General features: G+C 47.5%; 22 protein-coding genes. 3 read left to right on the forward strand and 19 right to left on the reverse strand.

Features of this window, described 5'->3' with window-relative positions; translation table 11 throughout:
* Position 1: 1 nt before the first annotated feature.
* From lepB to rpoE, 6 genes are all read right to left on the reverse strand, one after another.
* Positions 2-919, reverse strand: a complete 918-nt coding sequence (gene lepB / locus N5E87_RS15365; RefSeq protein WP_086903306.1) for a signal peptidase I — start codon at positions 917-919, stop codon at positions 2-4.
* A 179-nt stretch (positions 920-1098) separates the two neighbouring features.
* Entirely contained in the window at positions 1099-2889 is a 1791-nt protein-coding gene (lepA, locus tag N5E87_RS15370) for a translation elongation factor 4 (RefSeq protein ID WP_011717874.1), read from the reverse strand.
* A gap of 167 nt (positions 2890-3056) precedes the next feature.
* Positions 3057-3530 (reverse strand): SoxR reducing system RseC family protein, encoded by a 474-nt coding sequence (locus tag N5E87_RS15375; protein ID WP_086903305.1) that lies wholly within the window; start codon positions 3528-3530, stop codon positions 3057-3059.
* Between the two features lie 11 nt (positions 3531-3541).
* Positions 3542-4474 (reverse strand): MucB/RseB C-terminal domain-containing protein, encoded by a 933-nt coding sequence (locus tag N5E87_RS15380; protein WP_086903304.1) that lies wholly within the window; start codon positions 4472-4474, stop codon positions 3542-3544.
* Positions 4475-4486: 12 nt separating this feature from the next.
* Positions 4487-5110 carry an RseA family anti-sigma factor gene (locus tag N5E87_RS15385; RefSeq protein ID WP_086903303.1) on the reverse strand — a complete coding sequence of 208 codons (624 nt, stop codon included), beginning with the start codon at positions 5108-5110 and terminating at the stop codon, positions 4487-4489.
* 26 nt (positions 5111-5136) lie between these two features.
* Entirely contained in the window at positions 5137-5715 is a 579-nt protein-coding gene (gene rpoE, locus N5E87_RS15390) for an RNA polymerase sigma factor RpoE (protein ID WP_011623604.1), read from the reverse strand.
* A 189-nt stretch (positions 5716-5904) separates the two neighbouring features.
* Between rpoE and nadB the strand changes: the two genes are divergently transcribed.
* Entirely contained in the window at positions 5905-7518 is a 1614-nt protein-coding gene (nadB, locus tag N5E87_RS15395) for an L-aspartate oxidase (RefSeq protein WP_086903302.1), read from the forward strand.
* Between the two features lie 104 nt (positions 7519-7622).
* Here the strand turns inward: nadB and N5E87_RS15400 are convergent, their stop codons facing one another.
* From N5E87_RS15400 to rppH, 10 genes are all read right to left on the reverse strand, one after another.
* Entirely contained in the window at positions 7623-8063 is a 441-nt protein-coding gene (locus N5E87_RS15400) for a protein YgfX (RefSeq protein ID WP_176370316.1), read from the reverse strand.
* The gene (locus tag N5E87_RS15405; protein ID WP_084294861.1) at positions 8044-8292 is read right to left on the reverse strand and encodes a succinate dehydrogenase assembly factor 2; all 249 of its coding nucleotides are present in this window, start codon (positions 8290-8292) and stop codon (positions 8044-8046) included. The genes N5E87_RS15400 and N5E87_RS15405 overlap by 20 nt, the downstream gene beginning before the upstream one ends.
* A gap of 82 nt (positions 8293-8374) precedes the next feature.
* Positions 8375-9283, reverse strand: a complete 909-nt coding sequence (nhaR, locus tag N5E87_RS15410) for a transcriptional activator NhaR (RefSeq protein ID WP_086903346.1) — start codon at positions 9281-9283, stop codon at positions 8375-8377.
* Positions 9284-9378: 95 nt separating this feature from the next.
* Entirely contained in the window at positions 9379-9765 is a 387-nt protein-coding gene (locus N5E87_RS15415; protein WP_086903301.1) for a hypothetical protein, read from the reverse strand.
* Positions 9766-9767: 2 nt separating this feature from the next.
* A complete protein-coding gene (gene nhaA / locus N5E87_RS15420; RefSeq protein WP_086903300.1) occupies positions 9768-10937 on the reverse strand; it encodes a Na+/H+ antiporter NhaA in 1170 nt (389 codons plus the stop codon).
* A gap of 117 nt (positions 10938-11054) precedes the next feature.
* Entirely contained in the window at positions 11055-11849 is a 795-nt protein-coding gene (gene thyA, locus N5E87_RS15425) for a thymidylate synthase (RefSeq protein WP_086903299.1), read from the reverse strand.
* Positions 11849-12655, reverse strand: a complete 807-nt coding sequence (gene lgt / locus N5E87_RS15430; RefSeq protein WP_011623612.1) for a prolipoprotein diacylglyceryl transferase — start codon at positions 12653-12655, stop codon at positions 11849-11851. The genes thyA and lgt overlap by 1 nt, the downstream gene beginning before the upstream one ends.
* A 45-nt stretch (positions 12656-12700) precedes the next feature.
* Positions 12701-13501 (reverse strand): sulfite exporter TauE/SafE family protein, encoded by an 801-nt coding sequence (locus N5E87_RS15435; protein ID WP_086903298.1) that lies wholly within the window; start codon positions 13499-13501, stop codon positions 12701-12703.
* Between the two features lie 58 nt (positions 13502-13559).
* Positions 13560-15794, reverse strand: coding sequence for a phosphoenolpyruvate--protein phosphotransferase (gene ptsP / locus N5E87_RS15440; protein WP_218558487.1), 2235 nt, complete (start codon positions 15792-15794; stop codon positions 13560-13562).
* 23 nt (positions 15795-15817) lie between these two features.
* Positions 15818-16342 (reverse strand): RNA pyrophosphohydrolase, encoded by a 525-nt coding sequence (rppH, locus tag N5E87_RS15445; protein ID WP_086903135.1) that lies wholly within the window; start codon positions 16340-16342, stop codon positions 15818-15820.
* Between the two features lie 691 nt (positions 16343-17033).
* Here rppH and mutH point away from each other — a divergent pair.
* Positions 17034-17705 (forward strand): DNA mismatch repair endonuclease MutH, encoded by a 672-nt coding sequence (mutH, locus tag N5E87_RS15450; RefSeq protein WP_086903134.1) that lies wholly within the window; start codon positions 17034-17036, stop codon positions 17703-17705.
* Positions 17706-17828: 123 nt separating this feature from the next.
* Positions 17829-18896, forward strand: a complete 1068-nt coding sequence (locus tag N5E87_RS15455; protein ID WP_041412723.1) for an adenylate/guanylate cyclase domain-containing protein — start codon at positions 17829-17831, stop codon at positions 18894-18896.
* Between the two features lie 24 nt (positions 18897-18920).
* Here the strand turns inward: N5E87_RS15455 and oxyR are convergent, their stop codons facing one another.
* From oxyR to N5E87_RS15470, 3 genes are all read right to left on the reverse strand, one after another.
* The gene (oxyR, locus tag N5E87_RS15460) at positions 18921-19832 is read right to left on the reverse strand and encodes a hydrogen peroxide-inducible genes transcriptional activator OxyR (protein WP_086903133.1); all 912 of its coding nucleotides are present in this window, start codon (positions 19830-19832) and stop codon (positions 18921-18923) included.
* A gap of 217 nt (positions 19833-20049) precedes the next feature.
* On the reverse strand, positions 20050-20415 hold the full coding sequence (locus N5E87_RS15465) for an Hpt domain-containing protein (RefSeq protein WP_086903132.1): 366 nt from the start codon (positions 20413-20415) through the stop codon (positions 20050-20052).
* Positions 20416-20600: 185 nt separating this feature from the next.
* Positions 20601-21530 (reverse strand): TIGR01212 family radical SAM protein, encoded by a 930-nt coding sequence (locus tag N5E87_RS15470; RefSeq protein ID WP_086903131.1) that lies wholly within the window; start codon positions 21528-21530, stop codon positions 20601-20603.
* Between the last annotated feature and the right edge of the window lie 96 nt (positions 21531-21626).

A 21626-nucleotide genomic window follows, 5' to 3' on the forward strand; every position in this document is an offset into this window, starting at 1 on the left:
ACTAGTGAATTCCACCTACTCGTTCAAAACGTACCCCACTTGGCACCCAAGTTGGCAGGAAGTCGGCTTTAGAACGGTCAAACTCGAAACTAATCCAGATAGCGACCGCTTTACCGACAAGATTCTCTTCTGGGACAAAGCCCCAGAAACGGCTGTCGGTACTGTTATCGCGGTTGTCACCCATCGCAAAATAATGTCCTTCGGGTACAAGGAACTCACCCGCGGGTAAGTTAGCTTCACGCTTGAAGTATCCCAGCATATCGGGGCGGCTTGGATTGATTAAAATATCGTGGGCCACTTCACCGAGTTGTTCTTTAAAACGCATTAATGGCACACCATCTTGGCTGAAATCACCACGGCTGATTTCGGTACGCGCCACCAGTTCTGGCTCTGGGCAATGGGTTTGCTCTGCGCCACAGGCTTTTTGGATCATCAACTGCTTGTTGCGGTAAATAATCCTATCGCCCGGTAAACCCACCACGCGCTTGATGTAGTCAATCTGAGGGTTCTCAGGGTATTTAAACACAATCACATCGCCACGTTTCGGCTCGCCCGTTTCAATCAGTTTAGTGCGCCATACGGGATCTTTTAGGCCATAGCTAAACTTTTCAACCAGAATAAAATCCCCCACTAACAGGGTTGGCATCATAGAGCCTGAGGGAATTTGGAATGGTTCGTAAATAAACGAGCGCAGGATCAACACGAAGGCAATCACAGGGAAGATGGAATGCGCGGTTTCAACCACTGTGGGTTCGCGGATGATGTTATATTCGGCTTCCTCGGTTAAATTAGCCTGCGAAGCCTTGGCTAAGGCTAAGCTTTCGCGGCGTTTAGGCGCAAATACCAGCACATCGATTAACCAGATCAGCCCTGAAATCAGGGTGACTAGCACTAAAATAATGGAAAAATAGGCTGCCATTGCTTATTGAACTCCTGCCTTGAAATGTAAAGATCCAAACTCAGCGACTATTGTATTTCGACTCGCGAACTTTAGTTAACTTACCGTATTTCTAAAAAAACACCACAAAACATACGATAAGCTAAGTAAAGCGCCGCAAACTGCGGCGCAATAATAGCTAAATTGTGTTATCTCGAGTGTTACTCGTTTAGCTTAAGTACCGCTAAGAACGCCTCTTGTGGCACCTCAACGTTACCCACTTGTTTCATCCGTTTCTTACCCTCTTTTTGTTTATTCAAGAGTTTCTTCTTACGGGAAACGTCACCACCATAACACTTCGCCGTTACGTCTTTACGTAGGGCTTTTACGGTAGAACGGGCAATAATTTGGCTGCCAACAGCGGCTTGAATCGCGATATCAAACATCTGACGTGGGATCAGCTCTTTCATCTTCTCAACCAGCGCTAAACCACGGTGACGAATGTTTGAACGGTGAATAATCATCGCTAATGCGTCTACGCGGTCGCCGTTGATCAGAATGTCTAAGCGCACCATGTCCGCAGGATCGAAGCGGATGAAGTTGTATTCTAACGATGCATAACCACGGCTGGTCGATTTTAAGCGGTCGAAGAAGTCCATCACCACTTCTGCCATTGGCAGGTGGTAAGTCACGGCCACTTGATTACCGTGGTAAACCATGTTCACTTGGGTACCACGTTTTTCGATACACAGGGTAATCACGTTACCTAAGTATTCTTTTGGCACCAGAATGTTAGCTTCAACGATAGGTTCACGCATCTCTTCGATGTTGTTAATCGCTGGCAAGTCTGCTGGGTTATCAACATAGATGGTTTCACCACTGGTCAACAGCACCTCATACACTACGGTAGGTGCAGTCGTGATTAGGTCAAGATCGTATTCACGCTCTAAACGTTCTTGAATGATTTCCATGTGGAGCAGGCCTAAATAGCCAATACGGAAACCAAAACCTAGGGCTGATGAGCTTTCAGGTTCGAAGAACAATGACGCATCGTTGAGGCTGAGTTTGTTCAGCGCATCGCGGAAGTTTTCATATTCATCGGTCGAAATTGGGAACACACCGGCGTAAACCTGAGGCTTAACTTTCTTAAAGCCGGGTAATGGCTTTTCAGCGCCATGCTTAGCCAGTGTCAAGGTATCACCCACTGGTGCGCCGTGAATTTCTTTAATACCCGCGATAACGAAACCTACTTCACCGGTTTTCAGCTCAGTTTTATCGGTTTGTTTAGGTGTGAAAATACCCACGCGGTCTGCGGTGTGGTTTTGTCCGGTAGACATCACCTTAAACTTGTCACCTTTCTTCAGCACGCCGTTTTTAATACGTACGAGAGAAACAACGCCTAAGTAGCTATCAAACCAAGAGTCGATAATAAGCGCTTGTAGCGGCGCCTCTGGGTCGCCTTCTGGCGGCGGAATTTGATCAACGATGACTTCTAATACTTCGTCAATACCCACACCGGTTTTGGCCGAGCAACGCACAGCGTTCATCGCATCGATACCCACTATGTCTTCAATCTCAGCGGCTACGCGCTCAGGATCGGCTTGGGGTAAGTCGATTTTGTTCAGGATAGGTACCACGTCCAGATTCATATCCAGCGCGGTGTAACAGTTCGCGAGCGTTTGAGCTTCAACGCCTTGACCCGCATCCACCACGAGCAGCGCGCCCTCACAGGCGGCTAATGAACGAGATACTTCATAGGAAAAGTCAACGTGGCCAGGGGTATCAATAAAGTTAAGTTGGTAAGTTTCGCCATTTTTGGCTTTGTATTCCAACGTAACGCTCTGGGCCTTAATCGTGATACCGCGCTCACGCTCTAGATCCATAGAATCAAGAACTTGCGCATCCATTTCACGGTCGCTTAACCCACCACAAACCTGAATAAGACGATCTGATAGCGTCGATTTACCATGGTCGATATGGGCAATAATTGAGAAGTTTCTAATGTGTTTCATTATGCTGCTATGACTAATACTGAAAAATGGATACGGTTCAAAGGTGCGAAATTGTACCTGATTGCGGTTTCAATACCAATCAGATTCACTCATCCTTCTCTTTAAGTCGGAAAATGTGGCTCTCAGCGGGAGTTTATTGCCAGATTAAAATCAATAACAACATGAAATTAAAAGGGTAATTTTTCTAAACTGATCCCTGAGCCTAAATAAGCCAAAATGACAGGTTGCGAATCGACTTCAAGTTGTTTTGCCTTGTGCTTTCCAAAGAACCAAGCGGCTAACGCACCTAAGGCAGCAAATGCTATCGCACTGAGATCCGAATTGATTTCCAACAAACCTGCGAAAAACTGGCCAAATACCGCGCCAGCAAATAAACCAAGCAGCGGCATCAAATAAACTAAGGCCGCCGCTTTCAGGATCACGCTCTCAGGCAAACCGAGCTTTAGCAGTTCGCCAACCTCGCAGTTTCGTTCACTTTGAATGGAGAATTGTTGTGTCTTTGCCGAAAAAGCCTGAGCCACCGCCGACGTACCACAAGACTCGCTACTGCTGCAGCTCTTGCAAGTACTTTTAAGCTCAACCTCGACGGTCAGCCAACCTTGATTATCGCAGGCGACAACCCGCGCAACTTCTTCCATCATAATAAGAGGCCTTATTCTAACATCAGACTTTTTGCGATACGGGCTAAGGTTTCGGTTGGCACTTTACCCACGGCAACTACTTCAGCATTACCCACTTTTTCAGATACCAAAGACAAGCCATTACGAGTGATTAACTCTTCGGGTAATGGCGTGGAACCTGCTCGTGCGACATAGACAGAAATATTGGCTAAGCCATCGGTTAAGGCAATGTATTCAACCGCCTCGTGACTGCCAATCAAACGGTGGTGATCACGCACCACTACACTAAATCCTGCCGGTAACCAAGAAAACTGCCAATTTTGTCCATCTTGGCGTTCAGCCTGATCGATAACCGCTGGCCATTCTTGCTTATAGGCTTCCTGTAAAATCGATGGCGGCTCATTTAACTCAATCAGCTCAATCACCATCAGCTGTTCAAGTAATTGTTTATCTTGAGTTAGCATGTCGTATCTGAGGGGCAGATAGGTGTCCATATCCAGCCAAATTTGGAAACCGTAACGGTATTCATCATTTGGCAATAAACGGATCATTTGACCGGGACGTCCCGCAATACGCGTACGACCACCGAGCACAAACTGATAACCCACTTCTAAATCACTCATCTTTGACGAGAAAGCCGCAGGCCATACGCCCTGAATATGATTAGAAAGGATGCTATAGGCGGGTTGATCGTGTTCGATAAAGGTGACTCGATTGCCCACTCTGACCGCATTTTTTGGCGGGCCATTGAGGTACTCAAGAAACGCAACTTCTTGATTATTCACCTTACCGTGAAGATAAACCAAAGGCCGAATATGGTCGGCCTGAAGTTGTATAATCGATGCTTTAAACTCTTTCTCTTTTAAAGCCTGGCTCATTTTCTCAAGCCAGACTTTGGCAGGCATATCTTCCTGCGCCACTGCAGGGAATACCAAGGCTAACAAAGCCAACAGGATTAGACGCAAGCTAACTCCTTACTACTGATTGACAGGAACGGGGATAACCTCGCTATTGTCTTCTACAACGGCACCCGTATTCAATCGTTGTTGCAACATATGGTCCTGAATATAAGTGTTAATTCGGCGACGTTGCTCATTCATTTGGTCATTAGTGTAGCTCTGGTTTTGCTGCACTGGACCTGTCTGCAAGCTCACAGGCGACGCACTACCAACTAGGGGACGGGTAATGAGCACAGGCGATGGCGATGCGGCATCATCAGCTGTTTGGTTAAAGTTCTGTACGCCTACGATGGCGAACATGGCCACAGTAGCGGCAATCGCATACTGACCAAACTGCTTGAATAAGGGCACAACGCGGCTTTGGCCAGCATTGACGGCGACTTGCTGTGGAGCCTCTGTAACTTCAGGTGCGCTCACTTGAGGCGAGACAATGGCAGGCTCAAGTTCGATTGCAGCTGCAATACTGGCGGAAAGGTCTAACGCCATAGCCTGGGGCAATTCACCCCGCATAGCATCACCTATCACATGATAGTTACGCCATTTATTATGTGAATGCGTATCGGCAGCAAGTTCTGCCATAGTCTGCAGATCTGTCTCTCCATCGACAGCGGCAGATACCCATTCTTGACCTAATTTATCCATTGTTCACCTGTCTAAATTTAAGGGTGTTACTCTTCCAGTAATGGCTGGAGTTTTTTATCGATTGCTTCACGGGCGCGGAAGATACGAGATCTTACAGTCCCCACGGGGCAATCCATGATGATGGCAATATCCTCGTAACTCATCCCATCGAGTTCGCGTAGCGAAATCGCCATACGTAATTCTTCCGGCAAGGTTTCTAACGTCTCGAAAACCACTTTTTTGATTTCGTCCGATAACATTAGTCGCTCTGGGGAGGCAAACTCCTTTAGCGCATCACTGCCTTCGTAGTATTCGGCATCCTCGGCATCCACATCATTTGCAGGCGCTCTGCGCCCCTGTGACACGAGGTAATTCTTAGCCGTGTTTACGGCTATGCGGTACAACCAGGTATAAAACGCACTTTCTCCGCGAAAGTTTGGCAAAGCTCGATAAGCTTTGATAAACGCTTCCTGTGCCACATCGGTAACGTCGGCTTGGTTACGCACATAGCGTGAAATCAAGCTCACTACTTTACTCTGATATTTAAGCACCAACAGGTTAAAAGCGTTTTTATCTCCCCGTTGTACGCGCTCAACTAATTGTTGATCACTTATTTGTCCACTCATCCGAGCCGACTTCTCCCAAATCTAAAATGCTGATTTCTCAGTCGCTCGAATCATATTCACTTATGTAGACTAGCGTGCTTTGAAAAAGTTCTAAGAATTATACAAAAAAAGTAAGGTTAAAAGGAAAGTACCCATAATCGGTGAGTTGGTTTACCATAGATGGCACTCTCAGTCATAGCATGATACCCGATGAAACAAGTAGTTGAACACCAATCTGACATATTAGTCATAGGTAGCGGTGCCGCAGGTCTGACACTAGCTTTGCATCTTGCTGAAAAAGCAAACGTAATTCTGCTCTCAAAAGGCCCACTCTCGGAAGGGTCGACATACTACGCCCAAGGCGGTATCGCCTCCGTGTTCGATGAAAGTGATACCATCGAATCCCATGTGGCCGATACGTTAGTGGCCGGTGCCGGCTTGTGCGATAAAGAAGTGGTAACTTTTACCGCAGAAAACGCCAAGAGCGCCATGCAATGGTTAATTGAATGTGGCGTGGCATTTGATAAAGAAGAAACCGCTGGCGATAATGCCAAAGACGCACCCTACCATTTGACACGCGAAGGCGGCCACAGCCATAGACGCATTCTGCATGCCGCAGATGCGACGGGCAAAGAAGTGCAAACCACGCTGCAAGAACGCGCCCTCGCCCACCCCAATATTCAAGTTTTAGAACGTTACAACGCCATCGACCTCATCACTACCCGTAAATTAAATCGCCCAGGCAATCGCGTGTTAGGCGCTTATGTGTGGAACCGTAATGCCGAGCAGGTCGAAACCATTAAGGCAAAATTTGTCGCATTAGCGACAGGTGGTAGTTCTAAAGTCTACCAATATACCTCAAACCCCGATGTGGCGAGTGGTGATGGCATTGCCATGGCATGGCGCGCAGGTTGCCGTGTGGCCAACATGGAATTTAATCAATTCCACCCTACCTGCCTTTACCATGCGGATGCGCGTAACTTCCTACTGACCGAAGCCCTGCGCGGTGAAGGAGCTTATTTACGTCGCCCCGATGGCAGCCGCTTCATGCCTGACTTTGACGAGCGCGCCGAACTCGCGCCCCGCGATATCGTGGCCCGCGCCATCGACTATGAGATGAAGCGTTTAGGTGCCGATTGCGTCTATTTAGACATCAGCCATAAAGACAGCGACTTTATCATCAAGCACTTCCCAACAATTTACAGTCGCTGTTTGGAACTGGGCATTGATATCACTAAGGATGCCATTCCTGTGGTGCCTGCCGCCCACTATACCTGTGGTGGTGTAATGACGGACTTGCATGGCCAAACCGACCTCAACGGTCTCTATGCCATCGGTGAAGTAGCCTATACCGGCTTACATGGTGCGAACCGCTTGGCGAGTAACTCGCTGCTCGAGTGCTTGGTATTTGCCCGCGCTGCATCGCAGGATATTGAGAGCCAAATGCACAAAATTCCATTACCGGGGCAAATTCCGGCGTGGGACGAGAGTAAAGTATCCAACTCCGATGAAGAAGTGGTGATTGCCCACAACTGGCACGAACTGCGCCTCTTTATGTGGGACTATGTGGGGATCGTCCGCTCGGATAAACGCTTGGAGCGTGCATTGCGCCGCTGCCTGATGTTGCAACAGGAAATCCAAGAGTATTACAGCAACTTCAGAGTCAGCAATAACCTGCTGGAACTGCGTAACTTAGTGCAAGTGGCGGAGCTGATTATCCGCTGTGCTATGGATCGTAAAGAGAGCCGTGGTCTGCACTACAATATCGACCATCCAGAGAAAGTTGACTCACCGCAACCAACAATTCTGCAACCTGAAAAATAACCGAGTTGCTTAAGTGACACGTTTAACGGGCTAAATCTACTCAGATTTAGCCCGTTTTATTTAGGCTGTGCGCAAGAAATAAGACTTACCCATTCAGAGTTGAATTAAAGAGATTCGCGCTGGCTCGCCGCCTGAGTTTTAACCTTAAGTAATAGTCGGCATAAGTGGCGGTAATCCGTATCGCTAAACATATCGGCCCAAAGGGGCAAGAGATACAACTTATCGGCGGACTGATAATAAACCAAGCAAACAAAGGGCGTTACCCAAGTTCTGGGGAGCACATGAAACGCCTCCCCTGTTGAGAGCCAGCCTTCCCCTTTTCCATTGAGCTCAAAACGGCAATGCCAAGTTCTCAGTCGCCATAACTGATAGCCCAAGAATCCGAGGATTAAAACGGCGAATATCAACTTAAGTACACGCCAAAATACGACGTCCGTTTCAGGCCAGATAAGTAAAGAGGTACTGCAGACACAAACAAAAACGACCAACGAGAGTCGCTGGTCGCGAGAGGCTTTTACGCTAAAACTATGGCGCCGCTCTGCCACGGACTTGCACTACCATGCGGGCAAGTTCTGCATCGGGACAGGCTTCATGACCCATAAACCAGGCAAATAATTCAGGGTCTTCACACTCGAGTAAACGAATAAACAGGGCCTTGTCGTCATCCGACAAATCCTGATAAACATTTTCGACGAAAGGCTGGAACAAGACGTCCAATTCGAGCATTCCGCGGCGACATGCCCAGCGGACCCGTGCAATGTTCATTAACTCCAAGTTAATTCTCCCAAAACAAATTTCGCCTTAGTTTACCAGTTCACGCCGTAGAGTGTCGATGCAAGCCGTATTGAAACTCGGTTTAACACCGCTGAACTTGGCTGTCTAATCCGGCAAATAAATCACTGAAATCCGTCTCTAATAAACGTTTCACCGCGGGATGTTGGATCATCCGCTCGGCAAACATCACATGGTATTCTTCCTTCACATCTAAGGTTTCCCCTAGGAGATGCATGCCATGGGAAATCACCTCTTGAGGATAAACCGACGGCGTGACGAAGATCCCGCGCTTCAGGTAGCCAAAGGCCTTCATCATCGCCGCATCGTCAAACTCACCTAGGATGCTGACCTTTAGATTTTGCTCATCAAACCAACGGTATAATTGTTGCCCAAGCGATGTTCTACGGCCGGGGATCAGCAATTGTGCTTGTTCTAAACAAGCAGGGAAATCGGCGCTGTAGGTTTCGGCGGAGAAAAAGCTCACGCCACACTCACCCAGTTTTTTCGATAAAATCTCAGGATATTTCAATGACTCACCTGCACAGTCCGAGAGGATCATATCCAGTTTATGCTCGCGTAAACGGGTCATTAAACTTTCGTGGGTCGCTTCATAACAAGCAAGATGCATAGAGCCATCATTGGGCACCACAGAAAGTAATACGCGACTCGCCAAAGCTTTAGACAAGGCATCGGCAATGCCCACTTCAAATAAAATGGCATCATCTTTTTGATAGTTGAGTAAATCGAGCATCTCATAACTGAGTGAAAACATCTTATCGGCGTAGCGAAATACCAGCTCACCGAGCTCTGTCGCCTCTAAATTGCGTCCGACACGTTTGAATAGGCTGCCGTTAAGGCGATCTTCAAGGGCGCGAATTTGCCCCGTGATGGTTTGGGGCGTCAGACAAAGGGCTTCAGCCGCCTTGGCCACAGAGCCCTTCTTCTTGATCATCCAGAAATAATACAGATGGTTGTAATTAAGATGCAGCATCGCCAATGAGCTTCCTCTGATGGATACCGCAGCCTCAAGGGCTGCGGCATGTCGGATCGCAGTGACTCAGCTTAACAAATGATGAGTCGATAGCGCTATTTTAAACGCTGACAATCCAATAAGTTAACCACTATTCCCTGCAGCTGTTCTAAATCGGCTGCGGTACCCGTGCTAACCGCTTCCGTTACACCAGAGACTAAGCTGTCTCTATCCGGAATACGGTTGGCACAATAGGTGCGATTCGCCTCTTGGAAACGTTTACCGCCACGGTACTTGAGCGCCCTAGACTCATAGCCATTGGTTTCAAGCCGTGCGCCTAATGCCTCAGATTTAAACATTAACGCGCCATCGACTATGCCCTCAAGGTAGCTTTGACAGGTTTGTGATGCGACATCCTTGTTACAGGCATCAATCTGCGAAGCCATTGCGCTTGAAGAAAGTGTTAACAGTGCTGCCACTCCTACTAATTTCATATTTATCATAGTTATACTCCTTTTTTAGGTAACACTTTTGATAACCAGAAATACCCGATCAAGGCCGCCAGAATTGAGCCTATCAAGGTGCCAAGGCGCGCTAAGTCGCCGTACATAGGGTCTGCTTGCTCAAATGCCAGCGAAGCAATAAACATCGACATCGTAAAACCAATACCACACATTGCCGCCACTGGCGCAATCTGCTTCCAACCAATCCCATCGGGTAATTGCGCCAACTTCAGTTTCACGGCCACATAACTAAACAGCATCACCCCAATCGGCTTACCTAACATGAGTCCCAATGCAATCCCGACAGGCACTGGGGAAATCAGGGTATCCAAACTCATATTACCTAAGGCCACCCCCGCATTAGCAAAGGCAAAGACTGGCAGGATAAGGAAGGTGCTCCAAGGGTGCAGGCTATGCTCTAAATGCTCAGAGGGTGAACTGCCATCCTTTGCCCGCAGTGGGATACAGAAGGCAATAATCACACCTGCCAAAGTCGCGTGGACGCCAGACTTTAATACCGCGACCCACAGGACGAGTCCCAACACGCCATAGGGTGCTAACGCGGTCACACCCTTACGGTTTAAGGCGACTAAACCGACAATCGCAATGCTGGCAATCACTAAGCTAATGGTTGAAAGATCGCTGCTGTAGAAGAGCGCAATAATCACAATCACGCCTAAGTCATCGATGATGGCGAGTGCCAACAGGAAGACCTTCAATGCCACTGGCACGCGGCTACCTAGCAGCGCCATGATCCCTAATGCAAACGCAATATCGGTAGCCGCAGGAATGGCCCAGCCCGCTTGGGTCACAGGATCGCCATAGTTAAATAACAGATAAATGCCTGCTGGCACTAACATCCCCCCAATCGCGGCAAAGGTTGGCAGTGAAGCCTGGGCCACACTGGATAAGGCGCCTTCTAACAGTTCACGCTTTACCTCTAAGCCAATCAGTAAGAAAAACAATGCCATCAGGCCATCGTTAATCCACAGCAACAGCGGCTTATGCAGATCGAGCGCGCCGACACGCACTTGTACTTCAGTTCCGAGAAAACCTTGATAGAGTCCCGCTAGAGGAGAGTTGGCCATGAGCATGGCTAAGACAACAGCAACCAATAACAGGATGCCGCCAGCCGATTCCTGGCTCAGAAAATTTCTAATTGCTTTTTCCATCTTGCACTCCAAAAAATCATAATGAAATGAGTGTAGACGAAGAAAATTGACAAGTATAATCGATAGTTTCGACAAAATACCTCGGCAATTCCGAGGTATTAGTCGATTATTTCGCCGTTAAACGGCGACAGGCGCTTTGATATGCGGGTGTGGATCGTAGTGAGTTAGCTCGAAATCTTCGAATTGATAATCGAAAATAGAAGCAGGTTTACGCAGGATAGTCATGGTGGGTAACGGTCTTGGCTCGCGACTTAACTGCAACGCCGTTTGTTCCATATGGTTGGAGTACAAGTGGGTATCGCCGCCCGTCCACACAAAGTCACCCAAAGCTAAATCACATTGCTGTGCCACCATCATGGTCAGCAGCGCATAACTGGCGATATTGAAAGGCAAGCCTAAGAACACATCACAGCTACGCTGGTACAGCTGACAAGATAATTTGCCATCGGCAACATAGAATTGGAAAAAGGCATGGCAAGGTGCCAATGCCATTTTATCCAGTTCACCCACGTTCCACGCCGAAACAATTAAACGACGGGAATCGGGTTGAGATTTGATTTGTGCGATCACCTGAGCGATTTGGTCGATAGCATCGCCACTTTGGGTCGGCCAGCTGCGCCACTGCGCGCCATAAACTGGGCCTAAATCGCCGTTTTCATCTGCCCATTCATCCCAAATACTGACTTTATTCTCACGCAGATAAGCAATATTGGTATCGCCCTTAAGGAACCACAATAGCTCATGAATAATCGAGCGCATATGGCACTTCTTGGTGGTCACTAAGGGGAAGCCCTTACTTAAATCGAAACGCATTTGATAGCCAAACACCGAGCGAGTGCCGGTACCGGTGCGGTCTGATTTATCCACACCTTCGGCTAAGATGTGCTTCATCAAATCTAAATACTGTTGCATTACTGCTTACCCTCTGGACGAAGAATGAGATATAAACCGAAGAGGACCATCGGCACAGATAAGATTTGTCCCATCGTCATAAAGCCCCAGTAGAGGCCTAACTGCGCATCGGGTTGTCTTACGGTTTCAACAATCACACGGAAAATCCCGTATCCGAGTAAGAACATGCCCGACACGGCGCCGACTTTCTTCGTTCGTTTACTGAACCAATAGAGGAGCAGGAATAAGGCCACCCCTTCAAGGGCGAATTGATAGAGTTGTGATGGGTGACGAGGTTCTGGTCCACCACTTGGGAACACCATGGCCCAAGGGACATCGGTGACTCGGCCCCACAACTCACCATTGATAAAGTTACCGATACGGCCCGCACCCAAGCCAATAGGTACAACCGGTGCCACCATATCTGCGACCGCAAAGAAGGTACGCTTTTGCTTCCAGGCGATATAAATCATGGCGGTAATTACCCCCATCAGACCGCCGTGGAAAGACATACCGCCTTCTGAAATCTTAAACAAATACATTGGGCTAGCGAGGAAATAATCGAAATGATAGAAGAGCACGTAACCGATGCGGCCACCTAAAATCACCCCTAAGAAGCCATAAAACAGTAAATCGGAAACCTGTTCTCTTGACCATAAACCATTGGAGCGGTCGGCCTGGCGATTGAGTAACCACATGGCGGCGACAAAGCCAACTAAATAAGTAAATCCATACCAACGCAGGGCGGGTTCAAAGGTTTGTCCAAAAATATCAAAGGGACCAAACTTCACGATCACAGGATCGATATTGGGAAAATTCAATGCCATAACTTATCCATCAACAGCCTCAAATCGAGGGCTAAACACTAAAAATCAGCTCAGAATTAATTTGAGACCGACACACAGGAGTAAAAGTGCAAATATTTTTTTAAGGACCGAGGTAGGCCAAGTGCTTGCCGCCTTAACACCTACTGGAGCCATTAAAATTGAGGTTATTATTAAGCCAAATAGCGCAGGTAAATAGATATACCCTAAGGTTCCCTCGGGGAGATCCGGCGCGTTAAAGCCCGCGATTATATACCCTAAGCTGCCCGACAAGGAGATTAATAATCCGGTCGCGGCGGAAAATCCCACCGCTAGGCGCATCTGCAAACCAAAATAGGTTAAAAATGGTACTAGCAAGACGCCGCCGCCAATCCCCATTAATCCAGCAATCGCGGCCACAATCACGGCCACCACAAACAAAATCATCGAGTTTGGCAGTTCTCGGTTCGATTCGGTTTTAAAGGGATAAGCCATTTGAATCGCCATTAACATCACAAATACCGCAAACCCTTGTCTGAGGGTCGCCGCAGGGATTTGTTCGGCAATAAAGCCGGACATGAGGGCGCCGAGAATAATCCCCGGGAACATGGTTCGAAACAATCCCCAGGGCACATTACCGCGTTTATGGTGCGCTCTTGCAGAAGAAATCGAGGTTAAAATAATCGCCGCAAGGGATGTGGCAATCGCAATATGGGGTAACTGAGCCGAAGTGATACCGACAGAAGGTAAGATATAAAGCAGTGCGGGCACGACAATTAAGCCACCACCAATGCCCAATAACCCCGCCATAAAACCGACAAACGCGCCTAAAGCCAAGCAAATAAAGAACACCGACAGCAAACTATCCACACGGGTACCTACAGCGTGATTAAGTGAAGCCTTAGCTTAAAGCAAAAGGCGCGATTAGTTAATTAAGAATTGAGGCCAATCCCTGCTGTGTTAAATATTCTTTAACCAACTCACGCACTTGAAAACCGTTTGATAGGCTCAAGGCCTGCGACAAGAGTTGCGTCAAATCGGCGCGGGACACTCGGCGCAGCAGATAATTAATCCGCGCTAAACTGCCTTGGTTCATACTCAAATGCTGGTATCCCATCGCCACCAACAGAATCGCCCCCATGGGTTCCCCCGCCAGCTCGCCACAGATACTAATATCGAGTTGATGGTAGTCACAATCGAGCCGAGCCTGGTGCAGCGCCCGAAGAATGCCTGGATGATAACTATCAAACAGGGAACTCACCCTTGGGTTGTTACGGTCCACCGCGAGTAAATATTGGGTCAAATCGTTACTACCGACCGACACAAAATCGACGCGTTTTGCGACTTCATCCAACTGATATAACAGCGCAGGAACTTCGAGCATAATGCCAATGCGCGGCATTTCAATCTGGCTGTTCACATCGTTCTTAAGTTCAACGTAGGCCTGTTCTAAATAGGCCAAGGATTGATCAATTTCATCTAAGTTACTGACCATAGGCAGTAAAATACTGAGCTGTTTGCCCTCTCCGCCTGCTTGCAACATCGCTCTTAGCTGTACGAGGAACAGCTCGGGATGATCCAATGATAAGCGGATACCGCGCCAGCCTAGGAAGGGGTTATCTTCTTTGATCGGGAAATAAGGCAGCGGCTTATCGCCCCCCACGTCTAAGGTACGCATCACCACAGGGCGACCCGATGCCGCCAATAACACCTGTTGATAGACTTTTACCTGCTCAGACTCACTCGGAAAACGCTGCTGCAGCATAAAGGGAATTTCGGTGCGATATAGCCCGATACCATCGGCGCCTTCGGCGATTTCAGAGGCGACGCCACTGAGTAAGCCAGCGTTAAGATACAAACGAATACGCGTACCATCGAGCATGACCGACGGCAGGGCTAACTCCTGCGCGTATTGGCGTTGCAACGCCTTTTGCGCCGAAATCAAACTGCGATATTCGCTCACAATGGCGGGCGATGGCGACACCATCAATTGCCCACGGCTGGCATTGACCACTAACAGCTTCTGGTCAATATCGGCCGACAACAATTGCTCAACGCCGGTAATGGCGGGCACGCCTAGTGCGCGCGCTAAAATGGCCGCATGGGAGTTAACGCCCCCCAGTTCAGTGACAATACCGGCTAATTTTTGTCGAGGGAATTCCGCCAACAATGTGGCATCCGCTTCACGGGTAACGAGAATCACCGGCTTATCGGGTTCAAGTTCTAAACGCTCGGGTTCGATTAACTGCCTTAATACCTTCTGCCCAAGGTCACGAATATCGCTCGCCCGCTCCTTCAGGTAGGGATCTTCCATCGCTAAAAACTGTTGAATATAACGCAGCGAAACTCGGCTGACCGCCGATTCAGCTTCCCAGCCCTGCTGCACTTCACGGGCATATTCCCCCCCTAGGCTGGCATCATCGAGCAGCAGCTGCAAGGCATTGAATATCGAGGCAACTTCTTCATCCTGCTCACGGTCAAAACGCTGAGATAAGGCGCCGATTGCCTCTTTACAACGCCCCATCGCCGCTACTAGTCGGCTGGATTCGAGAGCGATATCCTCGCAGCGCACATCGGGCTGCTCGAGGGAGATTTCGCCACCGAGCACTAAGGCATGGGCAATAGCGATACCGCTTGATGCTGAGGTGCCCTGGAATAAAATCTGTTGATGCAGCGAACTGACTTGTGCCTTTTGCTTTAATCCTCTAATCGCCATCGCGAGCTGCGCGGCCAAGGTCATTAAGAAGGCTTCTTCCCCCTCGCTAAACTGCCGCGCGCTGGCCTGCTGCACCACAATCACGCCAACTACGGCTTTTTGATAAATAATGGGGACGGCTAAAAAGGCACGGTATTCTTCTTCAGCGACTTCGGGGAAGAGTTTAAAGCGTGGATGCAAACGCGCATCGGCGAGGTTTACGGCTTCTTCGCGTTCAGCAGCCAAGCCAACCAAGCCTTGGGTTAACGGCATGCGCACGCGCCCAACGGCACTCTTTTCGAGGCCATCGGTGGCTGATAATACGAGTTCTTGCTGATCTAAGATGTAGACCGAGCAACATTGGGTTTCCATCGCAGCTTTGGTCGATGAAACTAGGACTTCTAATGCGGTTTCTAAGCTGTGGGCGGACGCCACAGCTTGAGTAATATCCCTGAGCGTATTTAACACTGTTTTCAATCCTCTTTTGAAAATCAGCCCGTTGTTCTTTGTCTTACCCGCTTCCTCGGAATTTCCTGGGTTTGGAATGACAATGCCGTTACCGCAAATTCTTTCATGACCTTACGATAAACATCACGCTTAAATGAGACAACTTGCCGCACAGGATACCAATAACTTACCCAACGCCAATCGTCAAACTCAGGGTGGCCTGAAGAACTTAAATTAATCGCACTATCTTGGCTTTTGAGTTGTAACAGAAACCATTTTTGTTTTTGGCCGATACACACAGGCTTGCTGTCCTGCCTCACTAAACGTTTAGGTAAACGATATCGCAACCAAGAACGGGTCGAGGTTAATATAGTGACATGCTCAGGTCTTAAGCCTACTTCCTCATACAATTCACGGTACATCGCCTCTTCTGCCGTCTCATCATCATCGACGCCGCCCTGAGGAAATTGCCATGAATGTTGTCCGAATCGTCTGGCCCACATGACTTGGCCGTATCTATTACAAATTATTATGCCCACATTTGCGCGAAAGCCGTCGCTATCAATCACATGGACTCCAAATAAGGATAACTTTTAATAAACCGATTGTTTCACAAAGCCAGTCTCTCAGCAAACCTCTATTTACAGCTATTTTTTGGATAAATACCCTCAACTTACTACTTTATCAACAATCCAAGGGTTTTAACCTTGGGGATATCCACATTTTCTGTGGATATCTCTGTTTGAAACTAGGGTAAACTAGGTATATCGTTCAAAAAACATCAAATATCATTCATGGCAGCCAGCTTGTTTAAATAAAATAAAAAATTTAAAATCATAAAGTTACATGTAATCAGTGTAAGAATATGTGACTTAAAAACTAAAAAGCTCACTTTTTGACCTAATGCAAATTATGCGATTTCATCCGAGTAACACCTAAATGTTATACACAGAGCTCTCCCAAAATTACCCACACTCCCGTGGAAAAATGCCCCTTTTAGCCATTGACTCACGATTTTTATTCGGTTAAAGCCCGCTGCATTGTGAGTTATCCATAATATCTGTGGATAAATATGTGAGAAACGCAAGGGAAAACCGAGAGTAACTTTGAACACTTTCGCAGGTATTGGATTGCAAACTGACAACTAACATTAAAATCATGCACTTACAGATTTATCTTTGAGTACAATCTTATCCTTTTTTGAGTGCTTAATTTTTAACCTCTGTTGCTAAGCACCTATTTTCCAGTAAAATTCGCCCTATGAAACCGATAATCCCCCCTCAAAATCTGAGCGAACTGCTCGAACGTGCCAATATGATGGCCGGCATCTCTTTGGCCCAAATTGCAGCCCACCGCGGGATTACTGTGCCTAAGGATCTGAAACGAGATAAGGGTTGGGTCGGACAACTCATTGAAATGGAGTTAGGTGCAACTGCCGGCTCAAAACCCGAGCAGGATTTTCTCCACCTCGGCGTTGAGCTAAAAACCATTCCCATCGATAGCAAAGGCAAACCACTGGAAACCACCTATGTGTGTGTGGCCCCGCTAACCAATATCGAAGGCTTAACTTGGCAAGACAGCTTAGTGTGTCACAAGTTACAGCGTGTGCTCTGGGTACCCGTTGAGGGCGAGCGGCATATTCATGTGGGAGATCGTAGAGTCGGCACCCCCATATTGTGGGAGCCCGATCTCCAAGAGCAAAGGTTACTGCAACAGGATTGGGAGGAGATAATGGAACTTATCGCCTTAGGTAAAGTGGAAAAACTCACCGCAAGGCATGGCGAAGTGTTGCAACTGCGCCCTAAAGCCGCCAACAGTAAGGCGCTGACCCAGAGCATTGCCGAGGATGGTAGCCTTAAAATGACCAATCCACGGGGTTTCTATTTAAAGACCGCTTTTACCGCCATGCTATTAAATAAGGTATTTGGTTAAATTTTCGTAGCTATATAGCGTTGGATTGATCCAGATCACAAATATCACTGGCACTCTAGTGATGATTTTCTATAAACTACGGCATCCTGAAATATATGGTCGTATTCGGATACAAAACCCGTTGTGAGAGCACGTAGACAAGCGAAAAAACTTCTTTTTGCGATATTAGCTTGGGCGATAGCCATGGCTGCGTTCGTGTTTTTCCGATATGCACAGTCGCCAGAGTTACCACAATGGGCTGTCGGTTCGGCCGATCTCGCGACGCTTGCCGTCTACATGGGCATCATTTTTGGCAGCCTACATTGGATGTCGAACCTGATCGCCGACTTCAGCGCGATCAATCGTCTTCCCTATGTATTCTCAGTGATTTTTAAAGGTTTGTTCCTGCTACTTGGGGCGACGACCTTAGCCTATATGACCCAGTTCTTGAATATGTGGGCCATTGAAAATCATATGTCGACCCTAAGACAAATGCTCACGGCGCATATTCTCTATAGTCCGTCCTTCCAAGCGCTCATCGTCTATTTAGTGGTTGTTCGGGTCAGCTTAGCCTTTGTCGAACAAATGGCACTCTTAGTTGGGCCGCGTATTCTGCTCAATATTGGTTTAGGTAAATACCATAAACCTAGGTACGAACAGCGTTTATTCCTTTATTTAGATATGGTTGCTTCGACAACCCACGCAGAATCCCTTGGGGATTACCGTTTTAGCCGTCTCATTCAAGACAGCTTTAGCTTGCTATCCGATACTGTGACCAATAACGAAGCCGAAATTTACCGTTATATGGGTGATGCCGTATTGATCCACTGGCCGTTAGAGGAAGGTGTGGTACACGACCGCTGCATGAATATCTATTTTGAATTTAGCCAACAGTTAAATTGGCAGCGACGTTACTTTGAAGAACACTATGGTTTTGTGCCCAAATTTAAGGCGGCGGCCCACTGTGGACAAGTGGTTGCTGCAGTGGTTGGTGTGCAAAAACAAGAAATTAGCTTCTTTAGTGATGTGCTAAATACCTTAGCCAGACTTCAAGATCAGTGTAATCCACTGGGGCAACGCATGTTGATTTCAGGTGCATTGGCGGGCCGACTCGACAATCCCAATAGCGAATACCGCTTAACTAATTTGGGTCCAGTCAAATTAAAGGGGAAACAACACTCGATTGAAGTGTTTGGTGTTTCCCCTCTCTAATATCCTAGTTTTAACTTACAGCGATTATTCCATTTCTTTGGTTAACAGCTTTTGAATAAGCAAACCTAAGGTACGGAAGGTCAAAATCCGGCTGGTTGTTTGTCGCCAAACTAAGCCGATATCGCGGTAAGGCGCTTCACCTGGCGGAGTCATCACCACCAGATCGGTATCATTTAAGATGCCAGCATCAATCGCCATTTGCGGTAAGAAGGTTGTGCCCAGCTTGCTATCCACCATTTGCACTAAAGTGTGCAGACTGGTTGCGGCAAAGGGATTCACCTTAGCACTGTCACCTAATTGACAAGCGGTAATCGCATGCCCTGTAATACAGTGTTCACTCTGCAGCAGGAAGATACTTTCATCGGGCAAGGTCTGATAATCGATAGGTTGATGAATGCCACCCACTAAGTCTTTATGGATCACCATCTTAAAGGGGTCTATCCCAACTTTCATGCTGTGGTAACCACTGGTATCCACGGGCAAGGCGAGGATCAGTAAATCTAACTCCCCTTTGCCTAAGGCATCGAGCAAACGCTCAGTAGTATCCTCTTTGAGTAATAAACTCATCGCCGGATAAGCTTGCTGACATTGCTTAACCACGCGGCTTAACAAAAATGGCGCAATCGTTGGAATACAACCCAAGCGGATATCCCCAGTCATGGGTTCGCCCTGGTTTTTAACCAATTCGACTAAATCATCCACATCCGTGAGGATTTTGCGGGAACGCTGCACCACTTCTTCGCCGATAGCGGTGAACATAAAGGATTTATGATCACGTTCAATCAATTGATGGCCAAGTTGTTCTTCAAGATTTTGGATCCCGCTCGACAGCGTTGATTGGCTGACAAAACACACCTTAGCGGCGCGGTTAAAATTCTGCTCTTGGTGAAGATTCACCAAATAGAATAAATTCTTAAGGCTAGGTAAATTTTTCATTTAATCGATTGCCACTAAGGTTATGAATTAATAAATTTAATCAACTCTAGCATAAGTTATCAACTAAAACGCGGCTGAATTGCTCAATAGTGTGAGCAAAATCGATTTTCAATCAAAGGAAAAGGTAAGAGATCGCTTATAGCGTACAAACGGATGGAATAAACACAGGAGATAAGACTTGGAGGTGCAACATCGCGCTGCACCTCTAGGCGACAAACTAAGCTTTAGCCTGTAGGAATTGCTTTAACTGCTGGAGATCGGCACTTGCAAATTCAACAATTTGCGCGACCCACGTTCCATGCTCAGCTTCCCAACGCGCTTCTTCACCATGTTGGAGTAACTGGGCAATTTGCTGAATACGTTTTAAACCGACTGAGCCCGCCGCACCTTTAAATTTATGGGCCTCGGAGCATAAAGTGTCCTTATCGGCAGCTTCGTTAGCCTTGACTAGATTCCCTACATACTCAGGCATTAATTGCTCAAACAAGACCACACTCTTTAGCAGAGTTCCGGCACCAATCGCACTGCAATACTGTTCTAACGTATTGAGATCTAGGATTGTTTCTAATTCAACTGTGGCCATCTAGGCCTCCCTTAAGTAGTCCAATGCTTAAAACACGTTTATGACATGATACCCACTAAAATTGTCAGTGCAACTTATAGCAGCATTTGTGGTCAAATCACGGTTTATTTAACAAAATTTCAACCATTTCAAACACTCTCAGCGATAAATCGAGATCAACTGAATCCCTTCAAGCGATATAGTCATTATGGTCGCGCTAATGCCGCGCCTTGTCCACCCTTACGCGCAAGATCCTCAACAATTGCCACTAACCCATTCCAACGATAGCCGCACCAATCGGGCGCAAGTAGTATCGGCTTTTTCGCATAGGCGGTCACCCGATGAAAAATCACCTCTTTCGGTGTATGCCGAACCAGTTCACCGACACAAGCCGCATACTCCTCAATACTGAGCAAGGGTAAGCGTCCTGCACGCCAAGCTTTCGCCATCGTACTACCCTCGACGACATGTAATGGATGTAGCTTTAAGCCGTCGACGCCCTGCGCCAGCACCGCTTGCAGTGTCGTCATATAATCGAGGTGAGTTTCACCGGGTAAGCCTAAGATAAGATGTGTACAAACTTTTAGGCCTCGGCTTCTGGCCCGTGCAACTGTATCGCAATAACAGGCAAAGTCGTGCCCACGGTTAATTTTATGCAAAGTGCGATTATTGGCGGTTTGCAATCCAAGCTCCAACCAGACATCGACGCCCTTTTGCTGATAACTCGCTAATAAATCTAACACATTATCTGGCACACAGTCGGGACGAGTGCCGACACACAGGCCCACAATCTCACTGTCCTTGACCGCTTCATCGTATTTAGCCATCAACACTTGATACTCATCATAGGTACTCGTATAGGCTTGAAAGTACGCGATAAATTTATCTGCGTTCAGCTTAGGTTTCGCCTCTTTATAACGGGCTTTCCCCTGCTGTAATTGCTCACTAATGCTGAGCGTTTCCGCCTGCTGATAACTAAAGGAGGCCACATTACAAAAGGTACAACCGCCACGTCCCAGAGTGCCATCACGGTTAGGGCAAGTGAATTTGGCATCGATAGTCAGCTTGCGTAAGCGCTCGCCGTATTTAGCCTTACACACGGCACCGAATGTGTTTACGTATGCATCGAGCCCCATTAGCTCGCCCGCCAAATTTCATGTCGTTTCATTAAAAATAACCAAGATAAAATCACAAAAAAGAAGGAGTAAAGACGTGTGTTTAGATGAAAAAAC

Origin of the sequence: Shewanella sp. GD03713 (assembly GCF_029843705.1) — a bacterium.
Taxonomy (GTDB): Bacteria; Pseudomonadota; Gammaproteobacteria; order Enterobacterales; family Shewanellaceae; genus Shewanella.